We start from the raw sequence: 23499 nt of genomic DNA, 5'->3' as shown, positions 1-23499 counted from the left end.
AAGCTCCGCTTATTCGCCCACGGCCACGTAGCGGTAGCTTTCGCCGTCGTCCTCGTCCGCTTCCTGCGGGTCGTCCAGCACCACCTCGAAAGGCAGCGCCTTCAGCTTGGCCTGGTTTTCTTCCGAGATGTAGTGGTGCGACAGGTCCAGGCGCTTCAACTTGCCCAGCTGCGTGTGATTGAGCACGGCCACGGCGCCCAGGTCGCCGATGGTGCCCAGCGACAGGTCCAGCGTATCGAGTTGCGCCGCCAGCGGTTCCTCGGCCAGCCAGACGGCCAGGTCGTCGGCGATTTCCGCGTCGCGCAAGCCCAGATATTTCAGGGTGGGCACGGTCAGCTGCGCCAGCACCTTGCGGTACAGGTCCACGTCGCCCGAAAAACCATAGTCGTCCGTGCCCAGCCACAGTTCCAGGTGTTCCAGCTGCGGCATGCTCGATTGCGCCAGCGCCTCGGCGATCTTTTGATCGAGGCCGCCCGCTTCGATGGTGAAGCGGCGCAGGTGCTGGTGCGCGAACGGTTCGATGACGAGCTCATTGCCGCCGCGGATGCGCAGTTCTTCCAGCAGCGGGAAGGCGTCCAGCAGGGGCTTGTAGCTGCCTTGCACGATCCACGAGATTTCGCATTCCTCGTACGTCATGTCGCCGATGAACAGGGCGCGCAGCTTCGGCAACTGCGGCGCCTGGGCGATCAGCGCGGCCATCACCTCGTCGGCGCCCGATTCGTACGGGTCGCCCCACATGCCGATGATCAGCGCCTCGAGCGCGCCCTTGTCGGCCTTGCCGAGAAAGCCGGCGATCAGCTCGTCCATCTTGCGCTTGTCGTCGTATTCGAGCGACAGGCGGTAGACGATGCCGGGCGAGGCGTCGAACGGCAGGTCGGGGTCGTACTGGACGACTTTCTTGTCGTGGAAGGTGGTGGTGCTGTCGGAAATGGTCATCGCTGTGGCTCCGTGTGGGCGGTGGAGGCCTGGATGCCGCGCGCAGTGTGGCGGAGGGGCGAGCCGGGATGTGCCGCGACGCTCTGCGAAGACATCCAGGCCTGGAAATCTTGTCTATACTAAAATCTTAGCATAGCCATATGGACATATTGCGCACTGCAGGCGTGCCTTATCGATGGATCACCACCAGCAGGGCCTTGCCCTCGGTTTTCCCAAGATTACGGATGATATGCGGCTGGTCCGCCGGATAGCGCGCCGTGCCGCCATTCTTGACCTTTTTCTTCGCCGCGCCCACTTCCAGTTCCAGGTTGCCGTGGATGACCGTCAAATGCTCGGTGGTGCCCGGGTCGTGCGGCTGCGAGGCCAGTTCGCCACCGGGCGCCAGGGTCACTTCATACCATTCGTATTTGCCGGCCAGTTCCATCGGCCCCAGGATGCGCAGCACGTAGCCCGCGTGGTCGCCGGGCAGGGTGGGGGTTTCATGAGCATCCGTGATGCGGATGGTTTCCACGGCTTTTTCCGCGCTCGACAGCAATTCGCCGATCTGCACGCCCAGGGCGTTGGCCAGGCGCCACGTAATGGCGATGGTGGGATTGGCTTTTTCGCGCTCGATCTGCGACAGCATGGACTTCGAGACGCCCGCGATGCGCGACAAATCCTCGAGTGTCAGGCCGCGCGCCAGGCGCAGGCGTTGCAGGGTGGCACCCACTTCAGGGGGAGAATTGGTCGAAACGCTGGTTTTCATCGGCAGGTGGCTTGCAAAGTTCAAAAGGCTTGGGTAATATCCACTATATTGAATTTCAGTTCGAAATAGTGGATTTTGAAGGGAATCACGGAAACGTGTAGACTTCAAACAGCGCTTCACGGTACAGCATTGCGCGCGCACCGGTCAAGCGACGGCTTTTCCCCTATGGCGGCCAATACAACACGCATACAACAGGGACACACAAGGATCATCATGAGCGAGCAAGCGAAGAACACCTTTTTCAGCGGTCTGCAACAGAACCTCGATCAACTGCGCCAGCAAGGCTTGTACAAGCCGGAGCGCGTGATCGCCTCGCGCCAGGGCGCTGAAGTGGTGTGCGACGACGGCCGTACCCTGATCAATATGTGTGCAAACAACTACCTGGGCCTGTCCGGCGACCTGCAGACGCAGGAAGCATCTATTGCCGCCACGCAAAAATACGGCTACGGCCTGTCGTCCGTGCGCTTTATCTGCGGCACGCAAACCGTGCATAAAGAATTGGAACAGGCGATTTCCGCCTTCCTGGGCACCGAAGACACGATTTTGTACGCGGCGGCCTTCGACGCCAACGGCGGCGTATTCGAGCCCCTGTTCGATGAAAACGACGCCATCATCTCGGACGCGCTGAACCACGCCTCCATCATCGACGGCATCCGCCTGTGCAAGGCCGGCCGCTACCGCTACGCCCACAACGACATGGCCGACCTCGAAGTACAGCTGCAAGCGGCGATTGCCGCCGGCAAGCGCCACAAGGTCATCGTCACGGACGGCGTGTTCTCGATGGACGGCACGATCGCGCAACTGGACAAGATCTGCGACCTGGCCGACAAGTATGGCGCGCTGGTGATGATCGATGAATGTCACGCTTCCGGCTTCATGGGCGCGACGGGCCGCGGCACGCACGAGCACCACAATGTGATGGGCCGCATCGACATCATCACGGGCACCCTGGGCAAGGCCCTGGGCGGCGCCATGGGCGGTTTTACCTCGGCGCGCAAGGAAGTCATCGACACCCTGCGCCAGAAATCGCGTCCTTACCTGTTCTCGAACACCCTGGCGCCATCGATTGCCGGCGCTTCGCTGTCGGTGCTGGAGCGCCTGGCCAAGTCGACGGAACTGCGCGACCGCCTGCATGACAACACGGCGTTCTTCCGCAGCGAGATCGAACGCATCGGCTTTACCATCAAGCCGGGCACCCATCCGGTGGTTCCCGTGATGCTGTTCGACGCGCCCGTGGCACAGAAATTCGCCGCCCGCCTGTATGAACTGGGCGTGCTGGTGACGGGCTTCTTCTACCCGGTCGTGCCGATGGGCCAGGCCAGGGTGCGCGTGCAGCTGTCCGCCGCCCACACCCGCGCACAGCTGGTGCAGGTGCTGGCCGCCTTCGAGCAGGCCGGCAAGGAACTGGGTCTGCTGACCACCACTACCACGACCAACTAACAAGAATTCAGGAAAATAGCATGGAACGCATCTTAGTCATTGGCGCAAACGGCCAAATCGGTAGTGAACTGGTGGGCGCGCTGGCGCAGCAGCACGGCGCGGACAACGTCATCGCCAGCGACATCGGCACGAATAATCTGTACCAGGCCAAGCGCTACGCGCAGTTGAATGTGCTGGACAAGGACGGCCTGGCGAAAATCATCGCCGACGAAGGCATCACCCAGGTGTACCAGCTGGCGGCCATGCTGTCGGCCACGGGCGAAGCGGCCCCGTTGAAGGCGTGGAGCCTGAACATGGATGGCTTGCTGAATATCCTGGAACTGGCGCGCGAGCGGGGCGAAGCGGGCAAACCGCTGCGCATCTTCTGGCCATCGTCGATCGCCGCCTTCGGCCCGAACACGCCGCAAGTGAACACCCCGCAAATGACGGTGATGGATCCGACCTCGATGTACGGCATCAGCAAGCTGGCCGGCGAGCGCCTGTGCGAATACTACTTCAACAAGTATGGCGTGGACGTGCGCAGCATCCGCTACCCGGGCATCATCAGCTACAAGTCGCCTCCGGGCGGCGGCACCACCGATTACGCGATCGCCATCTTCCATGCGGCCTTGCGCGGCGAGCGCTATGACTGCTTCCTCGATGCGAACACCACGCTGCCGATGATCTACATGCCCGACGCCATCCGCGCCACCATCGAACTGATGGACGCGCCGGCGGCATCGATCAAGATCCGTTCGTCCTACAATGTGGCCGGCGTGTCGTTCAACCCCGAGCAACTGGCGAAAGCCATCGTGCGCATGGTCCCCGATTTCAAGATCAGCTACAAGCCGGACAGCCGCCAGGCCATCGCCGACAGCTGGCCGCAAAGCCTGGACGACAGCAAGGCCAGCGCGGACTGGGGCTGGAAGGCGCAGATCGGCGTCGAGCAGATGGTCACGGACATGCTGGCCAATGTCGATGCGGGGCAGGCGGCCAAGGCGGCCTGAGTCCCACACAAGCATTTATAAAAACATACTAATATAAAGAGACACTACATGGATATGAGCGTATTTGACCTGTTCAAGATCGGCATCGGGCCGTCGAGTTCCCACACGGTGGGCCCGATGGTGGCGGCGCGGCGTTTTCTGGTCGAATACGGTCCGCTGGACCAGGTAGTGGGCGTCGAGGCGGCCCTGTATGGCTCGCTGGCGCTGACGGGCGTGGGCCATGCCACCGACAAGGCCGTCATTCTGGGCTTGATGGGCGAAACGCCGCAGGACGTGGCGCCCGATGCCGTCGACAGCAAGCTGGCCGCCATCGAGGCGGCCGGAGAAATCGCGCTGCTGGGCACGCACGTGGTGCCGTTCACGGCCGCCACGGGCTTGATCTGGCACAAGAGCGAATCGCTGCCCGAACACCCGAACGGCATGCGTTTTACGCTGAAACTGGCCGACGGCAGCCGGGTCGACAAGGTGTATTACTCGATCGGCGGCGGCTTTATCCGCGAGGCGGGCGAGGCCCAGGCCGAAGCGGCCGTGGAATCGGCCGCTGCCGCCCGCGTCGTCTTCCCCTTCGACACCATGGAGCAGTTGCTGGCGCATGGCGCAGAAAGCGGCCTGTCGATCCCTGAAATGCTGCGCGCGAACGAGTGCGTCAAGCGCAGCGACGAGGAATTGAACGCGGGACTGGACCGCATCTGGCACGTCATGCGCGACTGCATCGCGCACGGCCTGGAAACGACGGGCAACCTGCCGGGCGGCTTGAACGTCAAGCGCCGCGCCGCCAAACTGTGGCGATTGGCGCAGGAAGCGAAGGCGTCGGACAACCGCGCCAACGACTTGCCGCACGACGCCGTGCACCTGGTCAGCCTGTACGCGATGGCCGTCAACGAGGAAAACGCGGCCGGCGGCCGTGTGGTCACTGCCCCGACCAACGGCGCCGCCGGCATCATCCCGGCCGTGCTGCGCTACTACGCGCAGGATTGCCGCCCCAGCGATCCGGTCGGCGGCGTGCGCCGCTTCATGCTGACGGCCGCGGCCATCGGCATGCTGTGCAAACGCAATGCCTCGATCTCGGGCGCGGAAGTGGGCTGCCAGGGCGAAGTGGGCGTGGCCTGCGCCATGGCGGCGGCCGGCCTGGTGGCGGCCCTGGGCGGCACGAACGAGCAGATCGAAAACGCGGCCGAAATCGGCATCGAGCACCACCTGGGCATGACCTGCGACCCTATCGGCGGCCTGGTGCAGATCCCATGCATCGAGCGCAACGGCATGGGCGCCGTGAAAGCGATTACGGCCGCCTCGCTGGCGTTGAAGGGCGACGGCACGCACTTCGTCAGCCTCGACGAAGTCATCGAAACCATGCGCCAGACGGGCGCGGACATGCAGGACAAGTACAAGGAAACGTCCTTGGGGGCCTGGCCATCCACGTGATTACAGTCAACCACGCCGCTTGCTGATGCGCCGGTGGCGGCGTCGGATTACGCGCGCAGCGCTAATCCGACCTACGCCATGACGCAAGCAACGCAGGTCGGCGCATGTCGGCGCAGGTCGGCGTAGGTCGGCTTAGCCCGCAGGGCGTAAGCCGACATAAGCAAAGCAGTAAACCGACAGCCACACCTCACTCCTCCTCAAACAACTGCTCCAGCCTGCGCGGGTAGTGATTCAAAAAATCGCGCGTCACGGCATAGTGTTCCGTGTCTTCATACGCCACCTCATGGATGCCGCCGCCCGTAAACATCAGGATTTTCGCGTTCGGATAGGCGAGCAGAATCGGCGAATGGGTGGCGATGATCAGCTGCGAGTCGTCCTGCACCAGCTGGTGGATCACCGATAAAGCCGCCATCTGGCGGCTGGGCGACAGGGCCGCCTCGGGTTCGTCCAGCAGATACAGTCCCTTGCCCCGCAGCTTGTTGATCAGGGTCGCCATGAACGCTTCGCCGTGCGATTGCGCGTGCAGCGACTTGCCGCCGTAGCTGCCCAGGTATTCGGGCATCTCGTCCATGTAGGTGGCGACGTTGAAAAAGCTTTCGGCGCGCAAAAAATAGCTATCCTCGGGTTTTTTATAGCTCTTGCTCAGGCGCAAGTGCGCATGCAAGCCCGATTCCTCGTCCGAGGGCAGGGCGATGCGCACGTTGCGCGTGCCGCCATCCTTGCCGAAACCCAGTCCCACGGCCAGCGCTTCGAGCATGGTCGACTTGCCGCTGCCATTTTCGCCCACGAAGAACGTCACGTCGCGGTGAAAGTCCATGTGCACAAAGTCGCGGATGGCGGGGATGGTGAATGGATAGTGATCGAGGTCGACGACGGCGTCGGGGCGCAGCGTGGCGCTTTGCAGATACGGTTTTTTACTCAGCGACATGACCGCTTCCATGAATGACCCGCAGGCGGGCCGACAAGTACGAGTGTGGCGCAAATCAGGCGCACGCGCCAGTACGCGGCCCGATCTTTATGCGGGACGTTGACCGCATCACCAAAAATTTCCAAAATACAATGATTTCACCTCTGCCCGGCGCTGTTGTTTGACAACAGGGGCGCGACGCGGGACGGCTGCGTGCGCATGCGATTCGCCTTGGGGAGCGGCTGGCACTATAATATCCGCTGCCATTCATGATCAACCGCACTCAGCTCAACTGGACTCTTCAAATCTATGCATTACGTGTCTACCCGCGCTGACAAAGCGCCATCGAATCTGCAGCAATTTTCCGACATCCTCCTGGGCGGCCTGGCCCCCGATGGCGGACTGTATCTCCCTGAACACTACCCGCAAGTCACTGGTGCCGAGCTCAATGCCTGGCGCACATTGTCGTATGCCGACCTGGCCTACGAAATCCTGAAGAAGTTCGCCACCGATATCCCGGCCGCGGACCTGAAGGCACTGACGGCGAAAACCTATACCAAGGCAGTCTACAAGAACGCCCGCGCCGGCGAAAACGCGGCCGACATCACGCCGCTGCGCGTGCTCGAAGAAAACGTCGTCAAGGGCGGATCGACCACCCTGATGCTGCAGGCCCTGTCGAACGGCCCGACCCTGGCCTTCAAGGACATGGCCATGCAGCTGCTGGGCAACCTGTTCGAATACACCCTGGCCAAGCACGACGCCGAACTCAATATCTTCGGCGCCACCTCGGGCGACACGGGCAGCGCGGCCGAATACGCGATGCGCGGCAAGAAGGGCATCCGCGTCTTCATGCTGTCGCCGCACAAGAAAATGAGCGCCTTCCAGACGGCGCAGATGTTCAGCCTGCAAGACCCGAACATCTACAATATCGCCGTCGAAGGCGTGTTCGACGACTGCCAGGATATGGTCAAGGCCGTGTCGAACGACCTGCCGTTCAAGGCGAAACAGAAGATCGGCACCGTCAATTCCATCAACTGGGCGCGCGTCGTGGCGCAGGTCGTGTACTACTTCCGCGGCTACCTGGCGGCCACCACCAGCAACGAGCAAAAAGTGTCGTTCACGGTGCCGTCTGGCAACTTCGGCAATATCTGCGCCGGCCATATCGCCCGCATGATGGGCTTGCCGATCTCGAAACTGGTGGCGGCCACGAATGAAAACGACGTGCTCGACGAATTCTTCCGCACGGGCGTCTACCGCGTGCGCAAGTCGGCCGAAACGTACCACACGAGCAGCCCGTCGATGGATATCTCGAAGGCGTCGAACTTCGAGCGCTTCGTCTACGACCTCGTGGGCCGCGACAGCGAGCGCGTGCGCGCCCTGTTCACGAAAGTGGAAACGCACGGCGGCTTCGACTTGTCCGGCAAGCCTGGCAGCGACGGCGACGAGTTCAAGCTGGTGGCCAAATACGGCTTCAAGTCGGGCAAGTCCACGCACCAGGACCGCCTCGACACCATCCGCGACGTGGCCGACGACTACGGCATCACCATCGACACGCACACGGCCGACGGCATCAAGGTGGCGCGCGAGCACCTGGAGCCGAACGTGCCGATGATCGTGCTGGAAACGGCGCTGGCGGCCAAGTTCAACGAAACCATCCTCGAAGCGCTGGGCGTGGACGCGGAACGGCCGGCCGGCTTCGAAAACATCGAGGACTTGCCGCAAAAGTTCGTCGTGATGGATGCCGACGTGGAAAAAATGAAGGCGTATATCGCCGCCAACACGGGCTTGTGATGAACGATCCGACCGCACAACGCAAAGCCATGCTGTCGGTGGCCGAGGCGCAGGCCTTCATGCTGGGCGCGGCGCGCCCGGTGGCCGAAGTGGAGCTGGTCGACACCATGCGCGCCAACGGCCGCGTGCTGGCGGCCGCGCAGACGTCGGCCCTGAACGTGCCCGAGCGCGACAACACGCAGATGGATGGCTATGCCGTGCGCGCCAGTGACTGCGCCAGCGGCGCGGCCAGCCTGCCCGTGTCGCAGCGCATCGCGGCCGGCCACGTGGGCCAGCCCTTGCAGCCGGGAACGGCCGCGCGCATCTTTACGGGCGCCTTGCTCCCGGACGGCGCCGATTGCGTCGTGATGCAGGAGCAGTGCACGGTGCTTGACGGCGTGGTGACGGTCAACCACGTGCCGCACGCGGGCGAATGGGTGCGCCGCCAGGGCGAGGATATCCGCGCCGGCGGCGAAATCCTCGGCCCGGGCCGGCGCCTGCGCAGCCAGGAAATGGGCCTGGCCGCCTCGGTGGGCCTGGCGCAAGTGCCGGTGCTGCGCAAGCTGCGCGTGGCCGTCTTCTTCACGGGCGACGAGCTGGCCATGCCGGGCGAACCTTTGGTGCCGGGCGCCGTCTACAACTCGAACCGTTTTACCTTGCGGGGCCTGCTGGAAAACCTGGGCTGCGAGATCACGGACCTGGGCATCGTGCCCGACAGCCTGGAAGCGACAAAAGCCGTGCTGCGGCAGGCGGCGCAGGGCAATGACCTGATCATCACCTCGGGCGGCGTGTCCGTGGGCGAGGAAGACCACATCAAGCCGGCCGTGGAAGCGGAAGGGCGGCTGAACATGTGGCAGATCGCCGTCAAGCCGGGCAAGCCGCTGGCGTTTGGCGAAGTGCGGGACGCCTTCTTTGTCGGCTTGCCCGGCAATCCCGTCTCCAGTTTCGTCACATTCTTACTGTTCGTGCGCCCGTTCATTTTGCGCCTGCAAGGCGTGGCGGGCAGCCTGGCGCCGCGCAGCTACAAGCTGCCGGCCGCGTTCGAGCGGCTGAAGGCGGACAAGCGTAACGAGTTCCTGCGCGCCAGGGTCAATGAGGACGGCGAACTGGAACTGTTCGCCAACCAGAGTTCGGGCGTGCTGACGTCCACCGTGTGGGGCGACGGCTTGATCGATTGCCCGCCGGGGCTGTCGATCGCGCGCGGCGACATGCTGCGCTTCATCCCGTTTAACGAATTGCTGTACTAAGGAAGTATCGATGAAGATCAATCTGCGATTTTTCGCCAGCGTGCGCGAGCTGGTGGGCACGGGCCAGGAAGTACTGGAAGTAGCCGGGCCGCTGACGGTGGGCGAGGTGAGAACCCTGCTGATCGGCCGCGGCGGCAACTGGGAATACGCGCTGGCGCAGGGCCGCGCGCTGCGCATGGCGCATAACCAGGTGATGTGCGATGCCGATACCGTGATCGCTGAAGGCGACGAGGTGGCGTTCTTCCCGCCCGTGACAGGCGGCTGAGCATGTCCGCGCAAGAAAATGGCCGCTGAAGCGGCCATTTTCTTATCGCGACTTGGCTTTTGGCTTGTCCCCGCTGCACGCGGCGCAGGCGACGGCCTTCCGATAACGCCAGTATTTCGAGCCGATGAAGATGGCCGACGCCACCAGCGACCAGGCCAGCGCGCTGAGGATGTCGGTCTGGCTGGTGCTGCCCTTGCTGTATTCGACCACCGCGAGGATGATGAATAAGATCGAGCTGGCCAGCAAATAGCGGGAAATCCAGAATCCTGCGCCCATGTGTTTCTCCTCTTGTCGTCGCGTTGTCTCGTGAAGTCGAAGTGCCGATCGCTGCGGCATGTCCGCGCAGTATGCATCATTTTTCGGCATTCTTGCCATCCGCTGGGCTGATCTCGACTAAAATGCCGGGGTTTTCACCGTCTTCCAGCATGCCATGACCCATTCCTGCCGTCCTCCCTTCCACATCGCCGTCATCGGCGGCGGCCCCGCCGGCCTGATGGCCGCCCAGGCGGCCGTCGAGCAGGGCGCCAGGGTGGAGCTGTTCGACGCCATGCCTTCCGTGGGGCGCAAATTCCTGCTGGCAGGGCGCGGCGGCATGAATATCACGCACGCGGAAGACTACCAGTCCTTCGTCTCGCGCTACGGCCGGCCGGCGCACCGCGTGAAACCGGCGCTGGACCAGTTCGGCCCGCAAAAGGTGCGCGACTGGGTGCACGGCCTGGGCGTGGACACCTTTGTCGGCTCGTCGAACCGCGTCTTCCCCACGGACATGAAGGCGGCGCCCTTGCTGCGCGCCTGGCTGCACCGCCTGCGCGAAGCGGGCGTGCAGTTTCACATGCGCCACCGCTGGACGGGCTGGCGCGAAGGCCAGCTGGCCTTCGCCACGCCGGACGGCGAGCGCCTGCGCGCCTTCGACGCCGTGATCCTGGCGCTGGGCGGCGGCAGCTGGGCGCGGCTCGGGTCGGACGGCGCCTGGGTGCCCCTGCTGCAAGGGCAGGGTGTGGCCGTGGCGCCTTTGGCGCCGGCCAATTGCGGCTTCGACGTGGACTGGAGCGAGCATTTCAGCAGCCGCCATGCGGGCGAACCGCTGGCGACGGTGGCCATCTCGGCACGCGACCTGGATGACTGCATGATCAAGCGCCAGGGGCAGTTCGTCATCACGGCGGGCGGGGTCGAGGGCAGCCTGATCTATGCCTTATCGGCCGCGCTGCGCGAGCAGATCGCGCGCGACGGCCACACCACCATCTGGCTCGACCTGGCGCCCGACCACACGCATGAACGCGTGTTCGAGGAAGTGACGCGCCCGCGCGGTTCCCGCTCCATGTCCAGCCACCTGAACAGCCGTCTGGGCATCAAGGGCGTGAAATCTGGCTTGCTGCGCGAATGCCTGAGCGTGGCCGACTTTGCCGACGAATCCAGGCTGGCGGCCGCCATCAAGCTGCTGCCCGTCACGCTCAAGCGTGCGCGCCCCATCGATGAAGCCATCAGCAGCGCCGGCGGCGTGGATTTCGACGGCATCGACGGCAGCATGCTGCGCGCCATGCCGGGCGTGTTCGTGGCGGGGGAAATGCTGGACTGGGAAGCGCCGACGGGCGGCTACCTGCTGACGGCCTGCCTGGCGCAAGGCAAGGCGGCCGGCGAGCAGGCGGTGGCGTGGCTGGAAAAGAGTCGTTAGAGAACCGTCATCATCAATGCCAGATGATATCGCCTGACCCGCTTTTCTGGGTCTCGCGCTGGCGCGGGTTGCCGTGCACGTGGATATCGCCGCTGCCGCGCAGGGTCAGGTTGGCGGCGTCGCGCACGAAGACGGTGCTCTGGCCCGAGCCTTGCAGGCTGACGCTGGCCTTGTCGGCGGCCAGGTGCTCGGCATCGATGTCGCCTGAGCCGCTCAGGTCGGCGCGCAGGAATTTCGTGTTGCCGCTGGCGGCGATGCGCCCGGACCCCACCATTTCCAGCACCACGCTGTCGCTGTTGCCGGCATTGATGTCGAGGTCGCCGCTGCCGTTGACGGTCGCCTGCACCTGCTTGTAGCGTCCCGTGAAGCTGACGTCGCCTGAGCCCGTCAACTCCAGGATAAAACTGTCGCCGGAAAATCCCGTGATCTTGCTGTCGCCATTGCCATGCACTTCCACGCGCACGAGGGCTGGCAGCACCAGTTCCACCTGCAGCGGCTGGCGGTGGTGGAACAGCATGCCTTTCGGGCCGATATGCAGGGTCGTGCCATCGGACGTCGTGTCGACGTTCGACAGCAGCCGCTGCTCGCCGCTCACCTTCAGCGATGGCGTGGCGCCGCGGCGCAGCACGAGGTCGATGGGGCCGGCCAGGTCGATGCTGGTGATATTGGCGCCAATCGGGCGCATTTCGCTGCGCACGGCGCGGCCGGCAGCGCTGCTGGGATTGCTGATTCCCTTGGCGCGCAGTGCCGCATACGACATGGCGATCAGGACCAGGGCCAGCAGGAACATGGACAGGCCGACTTTGAATAAGCGTTTCATGGCAGCCTTTCTAGTGACCTTTGAGGAGGGAAACATTCATGGCGATGTAGCGCTTGATGCCGATCAGGGTATAACGTGTGACCACCAGACTGAGCAGGAAGATGGCGATGCCGCCAAGCAGCATGCCCATGCCGAAGACGGTTTGCGTGGTGCGCGCATCGCGGTCCATGTCGGTGGAGATGCGGATGCCGCCGCCGGCGAGCGCTTCGGCCCGCTCCATCACGCGCGACGACGCGCCCGGCGTCTCGGGTTCGGTTTTGACGGGGCCGGGCAGGTGGTCGACTTCGATGCCCGTGTCGCCGATGGTGATGCGCGTTTCGCGCCGCTCGTCCCCTTCGCCGCCGTCATCATCATGGATGAAGACGTGGCGCAGGGGGCCCTCGAGCACCAGTTCGTTGGCGCCGGACAAACCGCTGGCCGTGATGGCGATGCCGGCCAGGTAAAAGCTCAGGCCGACGGCATACAGGGTGGCCAGCAGGGCCGCGTACACGGCGGCGGGCACGACCATGAACAGGTTGAAGATGGCCAGGCCCACCAGCGAGACGAGCAGGCGCAGCAGGTTGACGGGGGTTTTCTTCTGTTCGAATGCCTGGCGGTGGGTGCTGCTGCGCAAGGTGAGGGCGATTTTTTTCGGATCGCCCAGTTCGTCGGCGATCTCCTGCTCGCTGCGTCCCGCCGCCGCCCCTTCGATGAAGGTCTGTTCGTAATAGTCCATGGTCTTGGCCACCAGGTCCGGCGGCAAGCCTGCCAGCGCGCGCCGCAGCGCCTCGAGATAATCTTGCTTGTTCATCATATTCTTCCTGTCCGTCCGCTGCGCCGCTTCATCCCACTGCCGGCAACAGCATGCTTGCCTGGCTCAGCATGAGTGGTGCTTGCGGCCCCTGCGGTCCGTGAACGACGATCAGGGTGGCGAGCAGCACACAAGCGAGCAGCGCCACGGCTTTCAAGCTGTTTTTCAAGTGCAAGGTGGTATGCATGGTATTCCCCGTGGCATGGCCGTTGTCGATGATCGGACTGTACCCAAGCGCAGGCGGACGCACCAGCGCGGTGCGACAGAATGCAATTTCGCGGGGGCGAGCGACACCAGGGAAGGATGCACCGTCAAGTCTGTTTTGCCGCCTTGTCCGTGTTCGCCATCCTGGCCGCCGCCACGCCGCTGCGCACGGCCGCCTCGATGGTGGCCGGATAGTCTTGCGTCCGGTCGTCATTGGCCGTGTAGTCGCCGGCCAGCAGCAGGCCCGGCATGCCGCTGGCATTGCCGGGGCGCCGCAGATCCGGCGTGCAGGCAAAGGTGGCGCGCTTTTCCGTGATCAGCTGTGTCCAGGCGGGCTGCGCCAGCTCCGGGCGCTGCAGCACTTGCGCCAGCTGCGCGGCGATCGCCTGCGCCAGCGGCCCATGGCCTTGCTCCGCGGCAACGCCCGATGCGCTGATGACGACGGCCAGCAAGCCCGCCTGCTTGCTGTCGAGCTGGCCCCGGTCGAAGACGAACTGGCCCCAGTGCTGTTGCTCTGGTGCATCGACGAGGGCGTAGAACGGCAAGTCCAGGCGCACGCTGGCGTCGTACTGCAGGTAGCAGGTGCTGATGGCTTCCGGCGTGAAGGCTTGCATGCGGTCAATGGCATCGGCCAGGCGCGCGTCCTGCAAGCCTTGCAGCAGGCTGGCGGCCTGCACGGACGAGGTGGCGACGATGACACCGTCGTAGGTGTCGGTCTCATCGAGCTGCCAGCGGCCATCGGGCAAGGCGTGCAAGGCGGTCACCTTGGCGCCCGTGCGCACCGCGCCGCCATGCTGTTCCACATAGCGGGCGGCCGCGTCGGGCAGCAGGGCGGAGAGGTCCGCCTTCGGGATCAGCATGTCGGAGGCGCGGCGGCGGCTTGCCCCCAGGCTGTCGCGCAGCACGTTGATGAAGACGCGGGCCGAGGCCCGCTCGGGCGGCGTATTCAAGGCCGCCAGGCACAGCGGGTGCCACATCAGGCGGTTCAAGGTGTCCGTCTGGTCGAAGCGCTGCAGCAATTCGGTTACCGTGCAATCGTGGTACAGCTGCCAGCCCATCCAGCGCATGGCGGTGGAAAAGCGCATCAGCGACAGCTTGTCGGCGCGCTGCAAACCTTTGGCGCGCAGCAGGGCCCATGCCAGGTGCAGCGGCGCGGGCAGGCGCGGCGCGAGAAAATCCATGCCTTTAGCGCCGGGCGGATAGCGCATCTGCAGGGGCAGGGTGAGGATCAGCTCGGCGTGGTCTTGCCCCGCGAGCTTGATCAGACGCAAGGTTTCCGTATAGGCGCCCAGCAGGATGTGCTGGCCGTTGTCGAGTACGCCGCCTTCGCGTTCGACCCGGCGCGCGCGCCCGCCCAGGGTGCGCGCCGCCTCGTAGACGGTGACGGCATGGCCGGCGCGCGCCAGTTCCATGGCCGCCGCGCAGCCGGCCCAACCGGCGCCGATGACGGCGTAGCGTTGCTTCACGCTACGCTCAGCCACGAACCCAGGTCTTCCAGGCCAGCCACAGTTTGCGGATCGGCGTGAGCGAGATGCGCTGTTTCAGCACGTGATAGCCGTCGCGCTCGACTTCATTGAGCAAGGTGCGGTAGATGGCGGCCATGATCAGGCCCGGGCGCTGGGCGCGGCGATCCTCCGCCGGCAGCAGGGCGAAGGCCTCGTCATAGGCTTGCTGCGCGCGCGCCGCCTGGAAGCGCATGAGGTTTTCGAAGTTCTCGCTATGGCGCGCGTTCAGCAAATCGGCTGCCGTCACGTTAAATTGCTGCAACTCGCTGATCGGCAGGTAGATGCGCCCCTTGCGCGCATCCTCGCCCACGTCGCGGATGATGTTGGTCAGCTGGAAGGCATGGCCCAGCTTTTCCGCATACAGCAGCGTTTCCGGGCGGGTCGCGCCAAAGATGCTGGCCGACAAGATACCGACCACGCTGGCCACGTGCCAGCAATAGCGGCTCATGGCCTGGTAATCGAGGTAGCGGGTCTGGTTCAAGTCCATTTCCATGCCGTCGATGATGGCCTGCATATGCTTTTCTTCCAGCTTATATACGGCCAGGTGCGGCTGCAGCGCGCGCATCACGGGATGCGTGGGGTTGCCCTCGTACATGGCCTTGACTTCCTTGCGCCACCACACCAGCTTGGTGCGTGCCACGGCTTCGTCCGTGCATTCATCGACCGTGTCGTCGACTTCGCGGCAGAAGGCGTACAGGGCCGTGATGGCCTTGCGGCGCTCGGCCGGCAGGAACAGGAAGCTGTAGTAGAAGCTGGAGCCGCTCTGGGCGGCCTTTTGTTGGCAGTATTCGTCGGGAGACATAGTCAAAAGAGCAAGGGTTGCAGATCGAAGCCGCTATTCTATCGTCTTACAGAGTAGGCGACGGGGGAAAAGCCGTTTTTACTTGTGTCTCTTGATGCAGGCTTTTGCGCGACATGCGCAGGGCGCGCCAGAAAATGATCAGCCAGTCGCGTTTCTCCAGCTTGGGGCGGCGCCGGAACACGTCGTAATTGACGGCTTCGATGGCTTCGAGGATGCGCAAGCCCCCTTGCACCACCAGCCGCAGTTCCCAGCCGATGCGCCCGCGCAAGCGCAGGGCCAGCGGCGCCCCGGACAGCATCAGGGCGCGCGTGCGGGCCACTTCGAAGCGCATCAGGGCGCTCCACTTGCCGTGCGCCTCGGGCCGCTCGAAGGCGGCGGCGGAGACGGCAAAGCGGCTCAGGTCTTCCATCGGCAGGTAGATGCGCTCTTTTTGCTGGTCGATGGCGACGTCTTGCAGGAAATTAATTAGTTGCAAAGCTGAACATATCGCATCGGAATCGCGTACATTCTGTTCATCGGCTGCACCGTACAGGTGCAGCATCAGCAGCCCCACAGGGTTGGCGGAGCGGGCGCAGTAATCGAGCACATCGTCATAGCTGGCGTAGCGCGTCGTTTCCACGTCCTGCTTGAAAGCGGACAATAAATCGTGGAATGGCTTCAGTGGCAGCTGGAATTTGGCGATGACGGCGGCCAGGCGTTCGAACATGGCGGCGTTCTCGCCGGCATGGCCTTCTTCGCGGGCGATGCGTCCCAGCGCCTCTTCGTAGGCGTGTAGAAAGGCCAGGCGTTCGGCCGGCGTGGCGTCGCCTTCATCGGCCAGGTCGTCGGCGCTGCGGGCGAAGGCATAGATGGCTTCGACGGCGGGCACCAGGCGGCGCGGCAGTAAAAATGATGCAACAGGAAAATTTTCGTAATGGTCTACAGGCATTGAACACGCTTCTTTAGTCTTGCAGTTTTTTAATCTCGAGATTAATGACGCAAAAGTCACTAAAAACTTTTACGCACGATTATAATTAATAACCAGAAAGTCATTAGCGAGAAGTCGTTCCCCGCCATGGCCAAGCTGATATTGTCACAAATTTAAGGATGTCGCGTGCGAAAAAGTTTGGCTTGGCCCAAAGGGCAAGCAAAAAGTTTCTCCGCATAAAAATATTACAGCCCGCATAGTAAAGGAAAATACCTTGTTTGCCCTGAAAACCCTGCGCCGCGAGACCGGCGCATCCGCTCTTCCCGCCCTGCGGCTGATCGCCGCCGCCGCCCTGGCGCTGACCCTGGCGGCTTGTTCCAAGCCTGTCGCCAAAGTGGAAGACGTGCGCCCCGTGCGCGCGATGGTGTTGTCTAGCAGTAATGTCGACGTCAGTGCCGAGCTGGCGGGCGAGGTCGTGCCCCGCGTCGTCTCGCAGCTGGGTTTCCGCGTGGGCGGCAAGATCGTCGCGCGCAAGGTCGACGTGGGTGCCACCGTCAAGAAGGGGCAAGTGCTGATGCAGCTCGATCCGGCCGACTTGCAGCTGTCGCAGGCGCAGGCCAAGGCGTCGCTGGTCAGCGCGGAAACGAGCCGCGACCTGGCGCGCGCGGAATTGAAGCGCTACCAGGACTTGCGCGAGAAAAATTTCGTCAGCCAGGCCGTGCTCGATGGCAAGGATGCCGCCTACAAGGCGGCGCAGGCGAACGTGGAAGCGGCGCAAGCCCTGTACCGGGGCCAGGCGAACCAGTCCGGCTATGCCAGCTTGCTGGCCGACGTCGACGGCGTCGTCACGCGCATCGAGGCTGAAGTGGGGCAGGTGGTGGCGCCTGGCGCACCCGTGGTGCAGGTGGCCAGGAGCGGCGAGAAGGAAGTCGTGATCGGCATTCCCGAAGACAAGGTGGAAACCTTGCGCGGCGTCAAGGATGTGGTGGTGCGCCTGTGGGCCGACCCGAAGCAGGCGCTGCCGGGCAAGATACGCGAAGTGTCGCCCGTGGCCGATGCCGCCACGCGCACCTATCTCGCCAAGGTCAGCATCCCGGACGCGCCGCAAGTGCGCCTGGGCATGACGGCCGTGGTGCAGTTCGCCTCGCAAACGGCCACGCCGCAGATCAAGGTGCCGCTGACGGCCCTGTTCAATGAAAAGTCGCAAAGCTCCGTGTGGGTGGTGGAAAACGGCGCCGTCAAGCTTGTGCCGGTGACGGTGGGCGGCGTGGCGGGCAATGAATTGCTGCTGACCTCGGGCGTGAAAGCGGGGCAGACGGTGGTCACGGCCGGCGTCAACCTGCTCAAGCCTGGCCAGAAAGTGACCATCCTCGGCGCCGAACTGGCCGGCAAGCCTGATGCCGCCGCTGCCGCCGTCAGCGTGGGGGCCGCCAAATGAAGGGCGGCTTCAATCTGTCGCGTTGGGCCCTCGAACACATCCCGCTGACGCGCTACCTGATGGCCGTGCTGCTGATCGGCGGCATGCTCAGCTACGCCAGCCTGGGCCAGGATGAAGATCCCCCGTTCACCTTCCGCGCCATGGTGCTGCAAGCCTACTGGCCCGGCGCCACGGCCTTGCAGATGGCCGAACAGGTGACGGACAAGCTGGAAAAGAAGCTGCAGGAAACACCCTACATCAATGAAATCACCAGCTACTCGAAGCCGGGCGAAACCTTGATCCTGCTGGAGCTGCGCGAATCGGCGCCGCCCAAGGAAACGGCCGCCGCCTGGTACCAGGTGCGCAAGAAGATCGGCGACATCAAGGGCACCTTACCGTCCGGCGTCGTGGGTCCGTTCTTCAACGACGAGTTCGGCGACACGTATGGCTCCATCTTCGCCCTGTCCGGCGACGGTTTTACCTACGCGGAAATGAAGGATTACGCGGACAAGGTGCGCCAGGAATTACTTTCCGTGGGACAGGTATCGAAAGTGGAATTGTTCGGCGTGCAAGATGAAAAGATCAATATCATCTTTTCGCACAAGAAATTTGCCCAACTGGGCATTCCTTTCGATGCCATCGTGCAGCAATTGTCCGAGCAAAACAGCATCAACGCCACGGGCGTGCTGGTGACGCCGACGGATAACCTGCAAGTGCGCGTGACGGGCGCCATGGTCACCGTCAAGGATCTGGAAAACCTGGAGCTGCGCGCCAACGGCACCACCTTCCGCCTCGGCGACTTTGCCACCGTGAAACGCGAATTCGTGGATCCGCCGAAGGACAAGATGCGCTTCAACGGCAAGGAAGTGATCGGCCTGGGCGTGTCGATGGAAAAGGGCGGCAACATCATCGACATGGGCAAGGCCCTGCAGGCAACCGTCACGCGCATGAAGAGCGAATTGCCGGTCGGCATAGAATTGCAGCGCGTGTCGAACCAGCCGGAAGCCGTGTCCGCCTCGGTGGGCGAATTCGTGCATACCCTGATCGAAGCCATTTTGATCGTGCTGGCCGTCAGCTTTGTCGCGCTGGGCTTGCACACGAAGCCGCTGCGCATCGACGTGCGTCCGGGCCTGGTGGTGGCGCTGACCATCCCGCTTGTGCTGGCCGTCACCTTCCTGTTCATGCGCCTGCTCGACATCGACTTGCACAAGATTTCGCTGGGCGCCCTGATCATCGCGCTGGGCTTGCTGGTCGACGACGCCATCATCGCCGTCGAGATGATGGTGCGCAAGATGGAAGAGGGCATGTCCCGCTTCGACGCGGCCACGTTTGCCTACACGTCGACGGCCATGCCCATGCTGACGGGCACCCTGATCACGGTGGCGGGCTTTTTGCCCATCGGTCTGGCCAAGTCGGCCGCCGGCGAATACACGTTCTCTTTGTTCTCCGTGAATGCGCTGGCCCTGATCATCTCGTGGGTGGTGGCCGTCGTCTTCACGCCCTACATCGGCTACGTCTTGTTGAAGGTCAAGCCGCACGCGCATAACGACCATGAATTGTTCGATACGCCGAACTTCCGCCGCTTCCGCCGCGCCGTCACCTGGTGCGTGGAATGGCGCAAGACGACGATCGCCGCCACCCTGGCCATCTTTGCGCTCGGTATCTACGGCTTTAACTTTATCGAAAAGCAATTCTTCCCCGATTCCAGCCGCCCCGAACTGATGGTGGAACTGTGGTCGCCCGAAGGTACGACGTTTGCTGCAAACGAGAAACAGGTGAAGAAATTCGAGGCTTTTGTCGGCAAACTCGACGGCGTGGAAAGCGTGACCAGCTATGTGGGAACCGGTAGTCCCCGTTTCTACCTGCCGCTCGATCAGATCTTCCCGCAGACCAATGTGTCGCAAGTGGTGGTCTTGCCGAAAAGCCTGGCCGACCGCGAACGCTTGCGCCAGCAAATCGTCGACGTCTTCAAGAAGGATTTTCCGGAAGTGCGGGGCCGTGTCAAACTGCTGCCGAACGGGCCGCCCGTGCCGTATCCCGTGCAATTTCGCGTCACGGGGCCGGAAGTGGCGGGCGTGCGGACCATCGCCGACCAGGTCAAGGACATCATGCGCGCCAATCCGAATACCCTGGGCGTCAATGACAACTGGAACGAATCGGTGAAAGTGCTGCGCCTGGACCTGGACCAGGACAAGATGCGCGCGCTGGGCGTCACCTCGAAAACGGTGATGCAGGCTGCCAATACGATACTGTCGGGCACCGTCATCGGCCAGTTCCGCGAAGACAACAAATTGATCGATATCCAGGTGCGCCAGCCGCTGGAAGAGCGGGCGACGATTTCCGTGCTGAATGACACGAATATCCCGACGGCAACGGGCAAGTCCGTGCCCATTTCGCAGCTGGCCCGCGCGCATTTCGTGTGGGAACCGGGCGTCGTCTGGCGCGACAAGCGCGAATGGGCCATCACCGTGCAATCGGACGTGGTCGATGGCATCCAGGGCGCCACCGTGTCGACGCAGCTGGCGCCGCAACTGGACGCCTTGCGCGCCAAGTTGCCGGATGGCTACCGCATCACGGTGAAAGGCGTGGCGGCCGACAGCGGCGAAGCGGAAGCGTCGATCGCGGCGAACTTGCCGCTGGCCATCTTCATCATCTTCACCTTGCTGATGCTGCAGCTGCACAGTTTCTCGCGTTCCCTGCTGGTCTTCCTGACGGGGCCGCTGGGCGTGGCGGGCGCTGCCTTTGCCTTGCTGCTGCTGCACCGCCCGCTGGGCTTCGTGGCCAACCTGGGTGTCATCGCACTGTTCGGCATGATCATCCGCAACTCGGTGATCCTCGTTGACCAGATCGAGCAAGATATCAGCGATGGCTCCGCCCCATGGGATGCCATCATCGACTCGGCCGTGCGCCGCTGCCGCCCCATCGTGCTGACGGCCGCCGCCGCCGCGTTGGCCATGATCCCGCTGTCGCGTTCGGTCTTCTGGGGCCCGATGGCGGTCGCCATCATGGGCGGCCTGATCCTGGCGACGGCCTTGACCCTGCTGTTCCTGCCGGCCCTGTATGCGGCCTGGTTCCGGGTCAGGAAGCCGGAGGCGGCGACCGTAAAAGAGGGCTAGAAATCGGCATCAAGGTGCCCGCATAAAAAAGGCGGCATTCCTCTGGGAAATCCAGTAGAATGCCGCCTTTGCTTTACCGAGGGCTTGCTCTATAAGTCCGCGGTAGCCAGATCGCTCCCGAGTTGTTAAAATCAGAGGGGCAAGTAGTACAGAGTAGTACAAAATGCGGATGTGGTGGAATTGGTAGACACGCTGGTCTTAGAAGCCAGTGCTTCGGCTTGGGAGTTCGAGTCTCCCCATCCGCACCAATCCGGGTTGTTCCAGCCCGGAAGTGCAGCACCATCAAGATTTTCCCTGAATTCGTATTCCTCAGCCCAATGCGCCCAGTGCGGCCAGTTGCCGGCTCGACTGTTGCACCATCTGCGCAATCAGTGCCTGCGCCTGCGGGTAGCCAGTTTTTTCCATCAGCGTTTCATCCTGTGCCAGCGGCCAGAGCGCCTGCAGGACGCGTTGCCGCGCCTGCGGCCAGTGTTGTTCCTGCTCATGTGTTGATGGCGGCAACTCCCTGTCCAGCATGTGCAGCGCCTGCCGCGTCATCGCCACCTCTTGCTCCGCCTGCAATCCCAGCGTATCGCTGCGGGGCGGCGGCTGTTGCGCGAGATAGGTGTCGAGCTTGCGGCTCTGGCGCTCGTACAGGTCGAGCAGCAGGTGCAAGGTGGCGCCGCTGGGCCGCCGTTGCGTGTCGAGCGCGTCGAGCACGTCCAGCAGCCAGTGCGTCATCTGCCGCCCGGCCAGTCCCAGCTCCGGCCAGGTGGTGCTGTGCAATTGTTCGCCCAGGTAGCGGGCGCGGTCGATGGCGCGCCGGCTGCCGCTCATGTGCTGGCCGATGGGGCCGTATTGCGGCGCCAGCGCCGCTTCCTGCCGTTCCGCCAGCAAACAGAGCAGCGCCAGATGCACGTACACGTGGAAGGCGGCCAGGGTGCGGTGGGCATCCCAGTAGTGATTGCCGTCATCATCGGGCGCATTCCACAGCGAGCAGACCTTGGCGCCGTCATCGCGCGCATAGTCTGGCGCCAGCAGGCTGTGGCCGTGGCGGAAGTCGTACAGTTTCTGGTGCAGCGACTCGTGCAGCAAGTGCTCGGCCAGCCACCACGGGTTGCCGATCAGTTCCTGGTTCAGGAACACGCTGCCATTGACGCGAAATTGCGAGCTGGACGCCTTGCCGCGCCAGGTGCCCAGCTTGGGAAACAGGGCGATCAATTGCACGTGAGACAGCGCGCTGGCCGTCAGCCGCGGCAGCAGGGTTTCCAGCAGGCGCAGCCCGCGGCGCAGCAGGGCTCGTTCCTGCGGCGTGGGCGTGGCCAGCGGTGCGCCGTAGTTATCGTCCATCACGGCAAGAAAGGCGCGCGCATACGGCGTATCTTCCTGCCAGGCATGCCAGATGTAGGTGTCCATTTCGGTGGTTTCATCGCCGATGGATGGCCGCTCCTGCCGCTCCTGCGCTTCGTGCAGGCGCGCCATGGGCGGCAGATGGGCCACCAGCGGCCCGCCGGGCAGGCCCGCGCGCAAGTGCTCGCTGGCCGCCTGGAACAGGGCTGCGCATTGCGGCAGGGGCAAGCCGTACTCGTCGCCGAGGTGCAGCTGGCGCATGGCGTGCTGGACGGCGCAGCGCAGCACCGTGTCGCCCAGCAGCTGGCGCCGGCGCGCGGGCGCCGCCGCATCGAGTCCGCTGGCCAGCCGTTCTGCCTCGGGCAGGGTGCTGCCCAGCTTGTGCAGCCGCCGCCGGTAGGCGACGGCCAGCTGGTCGCGGATGTAGCCGCTATCGCCAAAGGCACGGTGGGTCGTCAGCGCCGTTTCCACGGCGCCCAGCACGTCGGCGCCGGGCGGCGCGGCGCGCAAGGTCTGCGCGGGCTGCATGGGCGGGCGCCGGGTCAGGCGACGGTGGGGTGGTCGTGGTCGTGGTGGCCGTCTCCCTTCATGCGCAACTCCATTTCATCGACTTCCGTCTGGATTTTTTGCAGGTCGTCATCCGTTACGCCGTCAAGCAGGCGGCTGAGGACCATTTGCAGCTTGGCTTTGGCGTTGCTGGAACCGCCGGGTGCGCTATCGCTCATGATGTTTTCTCCCTAAAATTCACTTGGAGAGGGGCGAAGCGGCTTAGGTTTGCCTGAAAAATGGCCAAATTGAGGTAAATCAAAGGTTTTTTGGCCGAAATCTTCGCCAGGAGCGCATTTCTTTGTTTCGGACGGGGCGACAGTTCGCATATACTAATGAACGAAGCAGGCTGGAAAGCCTGTCTCTGGCGAAATAAAGAATGCCGGGGCAAGAGTAAAGACAGGGCCATCCAGGCTGTAGCGATTCGTTCGCCGCCGCCGGTATCCTCTGTGGCCGGGCTGCAAAGCCAGCCACTTTCCCGAAGTCCTTTGTTATAATGCCACGCTTTACCGAATGATGGCCGGCCCTGCATTTACTTAGAAGCAAGGCTGGACGCTCGGAGCCCTGTCGCAGTACTGGAAGCGGCGGATTGTTTGGTGCCTGGTGCGGGTTTTTCCTCAGCCGGGTAGACCAGGTCCATCGTCCTGCTTGCAGTGCTTTTACAGATGAATAT

General features: G+C 63.5%; 20 protein-coding genes, 1 tRNA gene and 1 pseudogene. 10 read left to right on the top strand and 12 right to left on the bottom strand.

Translation table 11 applies throughout. The annotated features are described in order from the left end of the window. Positions 1 to 9: 9 nt before the first annotated feature. Positions 10 to 936, bottom strand: a complete 927-nt coding sequence (locus ACRHIG_RS19210; RefSeq protein WP_489627517.1) for an STM4015 family protein — start codon at positions 934 to 936, stop codon at positions 10 to 12. 169 nt (positions 937 to 1105) lie between these two features. Next, complete coding sequence (locus ACRHIG_RS19205) at positions 1106 to 1681, bottom strand: helix-turn-helix domain-containing protein (RefSeq protein WP_071323776.1); 576 nt, start codon at positions 1679 to 1681, stop codon at positions 1106 to 1108. A 213-nt stretch (positions 1682 to 1894) separates the two neighbouring features. Here ACRHIG_RS19205 and kbl point away from each other — a divergent pair, with 213 nt between their 5' ends. From kbl to ACRHIG_RS19190, 3 genes and pseudogenes are all read left to right on the top strand, one after another. After that, positions 1895 to 3121 carry a glycine C-acetyltransferase gene (gene kbl / locus ACRHIG_RS19200; RefSeq protein ID WP_475414505.1) on the top strand — a complete coding sequence of 409 codons (1227 nt, stop codon included), beginning with the start codon at positions 1895 to 1897 and terminating at the stop codon, positions 3119 to 3121. 20 nt (positions 3122 to 3141) lie between these two features. After that, positions 3142 to 4107: an NAD-dependent epimerase/dehydratase family protein gene (locus ACRHIG_RS19195; RefSeq protein WP_489627516.1), complete on the top strand. Its 966-nt coding sequence runs from the start codon at positions 3142 to 3144 to the stop codon at positions 4105 to 4107. A gap of 48 nt (positions 4108 to 4155) precedes the next feature. Further along, positions 4156 to 5555, top strand: a pseudogene (locus ACRHIG_RS19190) (L-serine ammonia-lyase). Between the two features lie 161 nt (positions 5556 to 5716). Here ACRHIG_RS19190 and ACRHIG_RS19185 read toward each other — a convergent pair. Further along, positions 5717 to 6457: an AAA family ATPase gene (locus tag ACRHIG_RS19185; RefSeq protein ID WP_475414508.1), complete on the bottom strand. Its 741-nt coding sequence runs from the start codon at positions 6455 to 6457 to the stop codon at positions 5717 to 5719. 288 nt (positions 6458 to 6745) lie between these two features. Between ACRHIG_RS19185 and thrC the strand changes: the two genes are divergently transcribed. The 3 genes from thrC to moaD are packed head-to-tail and all read left to right on the top strand — an operon-like array spanning position 6746 to position 9718. Further along, complete coding sequence (thrC, locus tag ACRHIG_RS19180) at positions 6746 to 8227, top strand: threonine synthase (RefSeq protein WP_489627515.1); 1482 nt, start codon at positions 6746 to 6748, stop codon at positions 8225 to 8227. After that, positions 8227 to 9453: a molybdopterin molybdotransferase MoeA gene (locus tag ACRHIG_RS19175; RefSeq protein ID WP_489627514.1), complete on the top strand. Its 1227-nt coding sequence runs from the start codon at positions 8227 to 8229 to the stop codon at positions 9451 to 9453. The genes thrC and ACRHIG_RS19175 overlap by 1 nt, the downstream gene beginning before the upstream one ends. A 10-nt stretch (positions 9454 to 9463) precedes the next feature. Then, complete coding sequence (gene moaD, locus ACRHIG_RS19170) at positions 9464 to 9718, top strand: molybdopterin converting factor subunit 1 (RefSeq protein ID WP_489627513.1); 255 nt, start codon at positions 9464 to 9466, stop codon at positions 9716 to 9718. A 42-nt stretch (positions 9719 to 9760) separates the two neighbouring features. Here the strand turns inward: moaD and ACRHIG_RS19165 are convergent, their stop codons facing one another. After that, a complete protein-coding gene (locus tag ACRHIG_RS19165; protein WP_489627512.1) occupies positions 9761 to 9994 on the bottom strand; it encodes a hypothetical protein in 234 nt (77 codons plus the stop codon). 154 nt (positions 9995 to 10148) lie between these two features. Between ACRHIG_RS19165 and ACRHIG_RS19160 the strand changes: the two genes are divergently transcribed. Further along, the gene (locus ACRHIG_RS19160; protein ID WP_489627511.1) at positions 10149 to 11390 is read left to right on the top strand and encodes a TIGR03862 family flavoprotein; all 1242 of its coding nucleotides are present in this window, start codon (positions 10149 to 10151) and stop codon (positions 11388 to 11390) included. A 13-nt stretch (positions 11391 to 11403) separates the two neighbouring features. Here ACRHIG_RS19160 and ACRHIG_RS19155 read toward each other — a convergent pair whose 3' ends face one another. From ACRHIG_RS19155 to hpnC, 6 genes are all read right to left on the bottom strand, one after another. After that, complete coding sequence (locus tag ACRHIG_RS19155) at positions 11404 to 12210, bottom strand: head GIN domain-containing protein (protein WP_489627510.1); 807 nt, start codon at positions 12208 to 12210, stop codon at positions 11404 to 11406. Between the two features lie 10 nt (positions 12211 to 12220). Then, the gene (locus ACRHIG_RS19150) at positions 12221 to 13000 is read right to left on the bottom strand and encodes a DUF1700 domain-containing protein (protein WP_489627509.1); all 780 of its coding nucleotides are present in this window, start codon (positions 12998 to 13000) and stop codon (positions 12221 to 12223) included. Between the two features lie 31 nt (positions 13001 to 13031). Then, on the bottom strand, positions 13032 to 13187 hold the full coding sequence (locus ACRHIG_RS19145; RefSeq protein ID WP_475414516.1) for a hypothetical protein: 156 nt from the start codon (positions 13185 to 13187) through the stop codon (positions 13032 to 13034). Between the two features lie 124 nt (positions 13188 to 13311). Then, positions 13312 to 14670, bottom strand: coding sequence for a hydroxysqualene dehydroxylase HpnE (hpnE, locus tag ACRHIG_RS19140; RefSeq protein ID WP_489627508.1), 1359 nt, complete (start codon positions 14668 to 14670; stop codon positions 13312 to 13314). Between the two features lie 7 nt (positions 14671 to 14677). Further along, positions 14678 to 15511, bottom strand: a complete 834-nt coding sequence (hpnD, locus tag ACRHIG_RS19135; protein ID WP_489627507.1) for a presqualene diphosphate synthase HpnD — start codon at positions 15509 to 15511, stop codon at positions 14678 to 14680. Positions 15512 to 15557: 46 nt separating this feature from the next. Further along, on the bottom strand, positions 15558 to 16439 hold the full coding sequence (hpnC, locus tag ACRHIG_RS19130) for a squalene synthase HpnC (RefSeq protein ID WP_475414518.1): 882 nt from the start codon (positions 16437 to 16439) through the stop codon (positions 15558 to 15560). Between the two features lie 253 nt (positions 16440 to 16692). Between hpnC and ACRHIG_RS19125 the strand changes: the two genes are divergently transcribed. From ACRHIG_RS19125 to ACRHIG_RS19115, 3 genes are all read left to right on the top strand, one after another. Further along, positions 16693 to 17856: an efflux RND transporter periplasmic adaptor subunit gene (locus tag ACRHIG_RS19125; protein WP_489627506.1), complete on the top strand. Its 1164-nt coding sequence runs from the start codon at positions 16693 to 16695 to the stop codon at positions 17854 to 17856. Beyond that, positions 17853 to 20951 (top strand): efflux RND transporter permease subunit, encoded by a 3099-nt coding sequence (locus ACRHIG_RS19120; RefSeq protein ID WP_489627505.1) that lies wholly within the window; start codon positions 17853 to 17855, stop codon positions 20949 to 20951. Before ACRHIG_RS19125 ends, ACRHIG_RS19120 begins: the two co-directional genes overlap by 4 nt. A gap of 165 nt (positions 20952 to 21116) precedes the next feature. Further along, positions 21117 to 21199, top strand: a tRNA-Leu gene (locus tag ACRHIG_RS19115). Positions 21200 to 21260: 61 nt separating this feature from the next. Here ACRHIG_RS19115 and ACRHIG_RS19110 read toward each other — a convergent pair. Continuing rightward, on the bottom strand, positions 21261 to 22808 hold the full coding sequence (locus ACRHIG_RS19110; RefSeq protein WP_489627504.1) for a hypothetical protein: 1548 nt from the start codon (positions 22806 to 22808) through the stop codon (positions 21261 to 21263). A 14-nt stretch (positions 22809 to 22822) separates the two neighbouring features. Continuing rightward, positions 22823 to 23005, bottom strand: coding sequence for a hypothetical protein (locus tag ACRHIG_RS19105; RefSeq protein WP_230538138.1), 183 nt, complete (start codon positions 23003 to 23005; stop codon positions 22823 to 22825). Positions 23006 to 23499: the final 494 nt, after the last annotated feature.

Source organism: Janthinobacterium sp. C22, from assembly GCF_057919405.1.
Note: the sequence above shows the minus strand (reverse complement) of the source record. Positions and strands in the feature narration are given on the sequence as shown.

Bases quoted from the DNA above. Each gene is read 5' to 3' on its own strand.
- ACRHIG_RS19160 (WP_489627511.1), top strand. From the start codon at position 10,149: ATGACCCATTCCTGCCGTCCTCCCTTCCACATCGCCGTCATCGGCGGC.
- ACRHIG_RS19120 (WP_489627505.1), top strand. From the start codon at position 17,853: ATGAAGGGCGGCTTCAATCTGTCGCGTTGGGCCCTCGAACACATCCCG.
- ACRHIG_RS19110 (WP_489627504.1), bottom strand. From the start codon at position 22,808: ATGCAGCCCGCGCAGACCTTGCGCGCCGCGCCGCCCGGCGCCGACGTG.
- ACRHIG_RS19210 (WP_489627517.1), bottom strand. From the start codon at position 936: ATGACCATTTCCGACAGCACCACCACCTTCCACGACAAGAAAGTCGTC.
- ACRHIG_RS19155 (WP_489627510.1), bottom strand. From the start codon at position 12,210: ATGAAACGCTTATTCAAAGTCGGCCTGTCCATGTTCCTGCTGGCCCTG.
- hpnD (WP_489627507.1), bottom strand. From the start codon at position 15,511: ATGTCTCCCGACGAATACTGCCAACAAAAGGCCGCCCAGAGCGGCTCC.
- ACRHIG_RS19195 (WP_489627516.1), top strand. From the start codon at position 3,142: ATGGAACGCATCTTAGTCATTGGCGCAAACGGCCAAATCGGTAGTGAA.
- ACRHIG_RS19185 (WP_475414508.1), bottom strand. From the start codon at position 6,457: ATGTCGCTGAGTAAAAAACCGTATCTGCAAAGCGCCACGCTGCGCCCC.
- kbl (WP_475414505.1), top strand. From the start codon at position 1,895: ATGAGCGAGCAAGCGAAGAACACCTTTTTCAGCGGTCTGCAACAGAAC.
- hpnC (WP_475414518.1), bottom strand. From the start codon at position 16,439: ATGCCTGTAGACCATTACGAAAATTTTCCTGTTGCATCATTTTTACTG.
- ACRHIG_RS19165 (WP_489627512.1), bottom strand. From the start codon at position 9,994: ATGGGCGCAGGATTCTGGATTTCCCGCTATTTGCTGGCCAGCTCGATC.
- thrC (WP_489627515.1), top strand. From the start codon at position 6,746: ATGCATTACGTGTCTACCCGCGCTGACAAAGCGCCATCGAATCTGCAG.
- ACRHIG_RS19105 (WP_230538138.1), bottom strand. From the start codon at position 23,005: ATGAGCGATAGCGCACCCGGCGGTTCCAGCAACGCCAAAGCCAAGCTG.
- ACRHIG_RS19175 (WP_489627514.1), top strand. From the start codon at position 8,227: ATGAACGATCCGACCGCACAACGCAAAGCCATGCTGTCGGTGGCCGAG.
- ACRHIG_RS19145 (WP_475414516.1), bottom strand. From the start codon at position 13,187: ATGCATACCACCTTGCACTTGAAAAACAGCTTGAAAGCCGTGGCGCTG.
- ACRHIG_RS19150 (WP_489627509.1), bottom strand. From the start codon at position 13,000: ATGAACAAGCAAGATTATCTCGAGGCGCTGCGGCGCGCGCTGGCAGGC.
- ACRHIG_RS19205 (WP_071323776.1), bottom strand. From the start codon at position 1,681: ATGAAAACCAGCGTTTCGACCAATTCTCCCCCTGAAGTGGGTGCCACC.
- moaD (WP_489627513.1), top strand. From the start codon at position 9,464: ATGAAGATCAATCTGCGATTTTTCGCCAGCGTGCGCGAGCTGGTGGGC.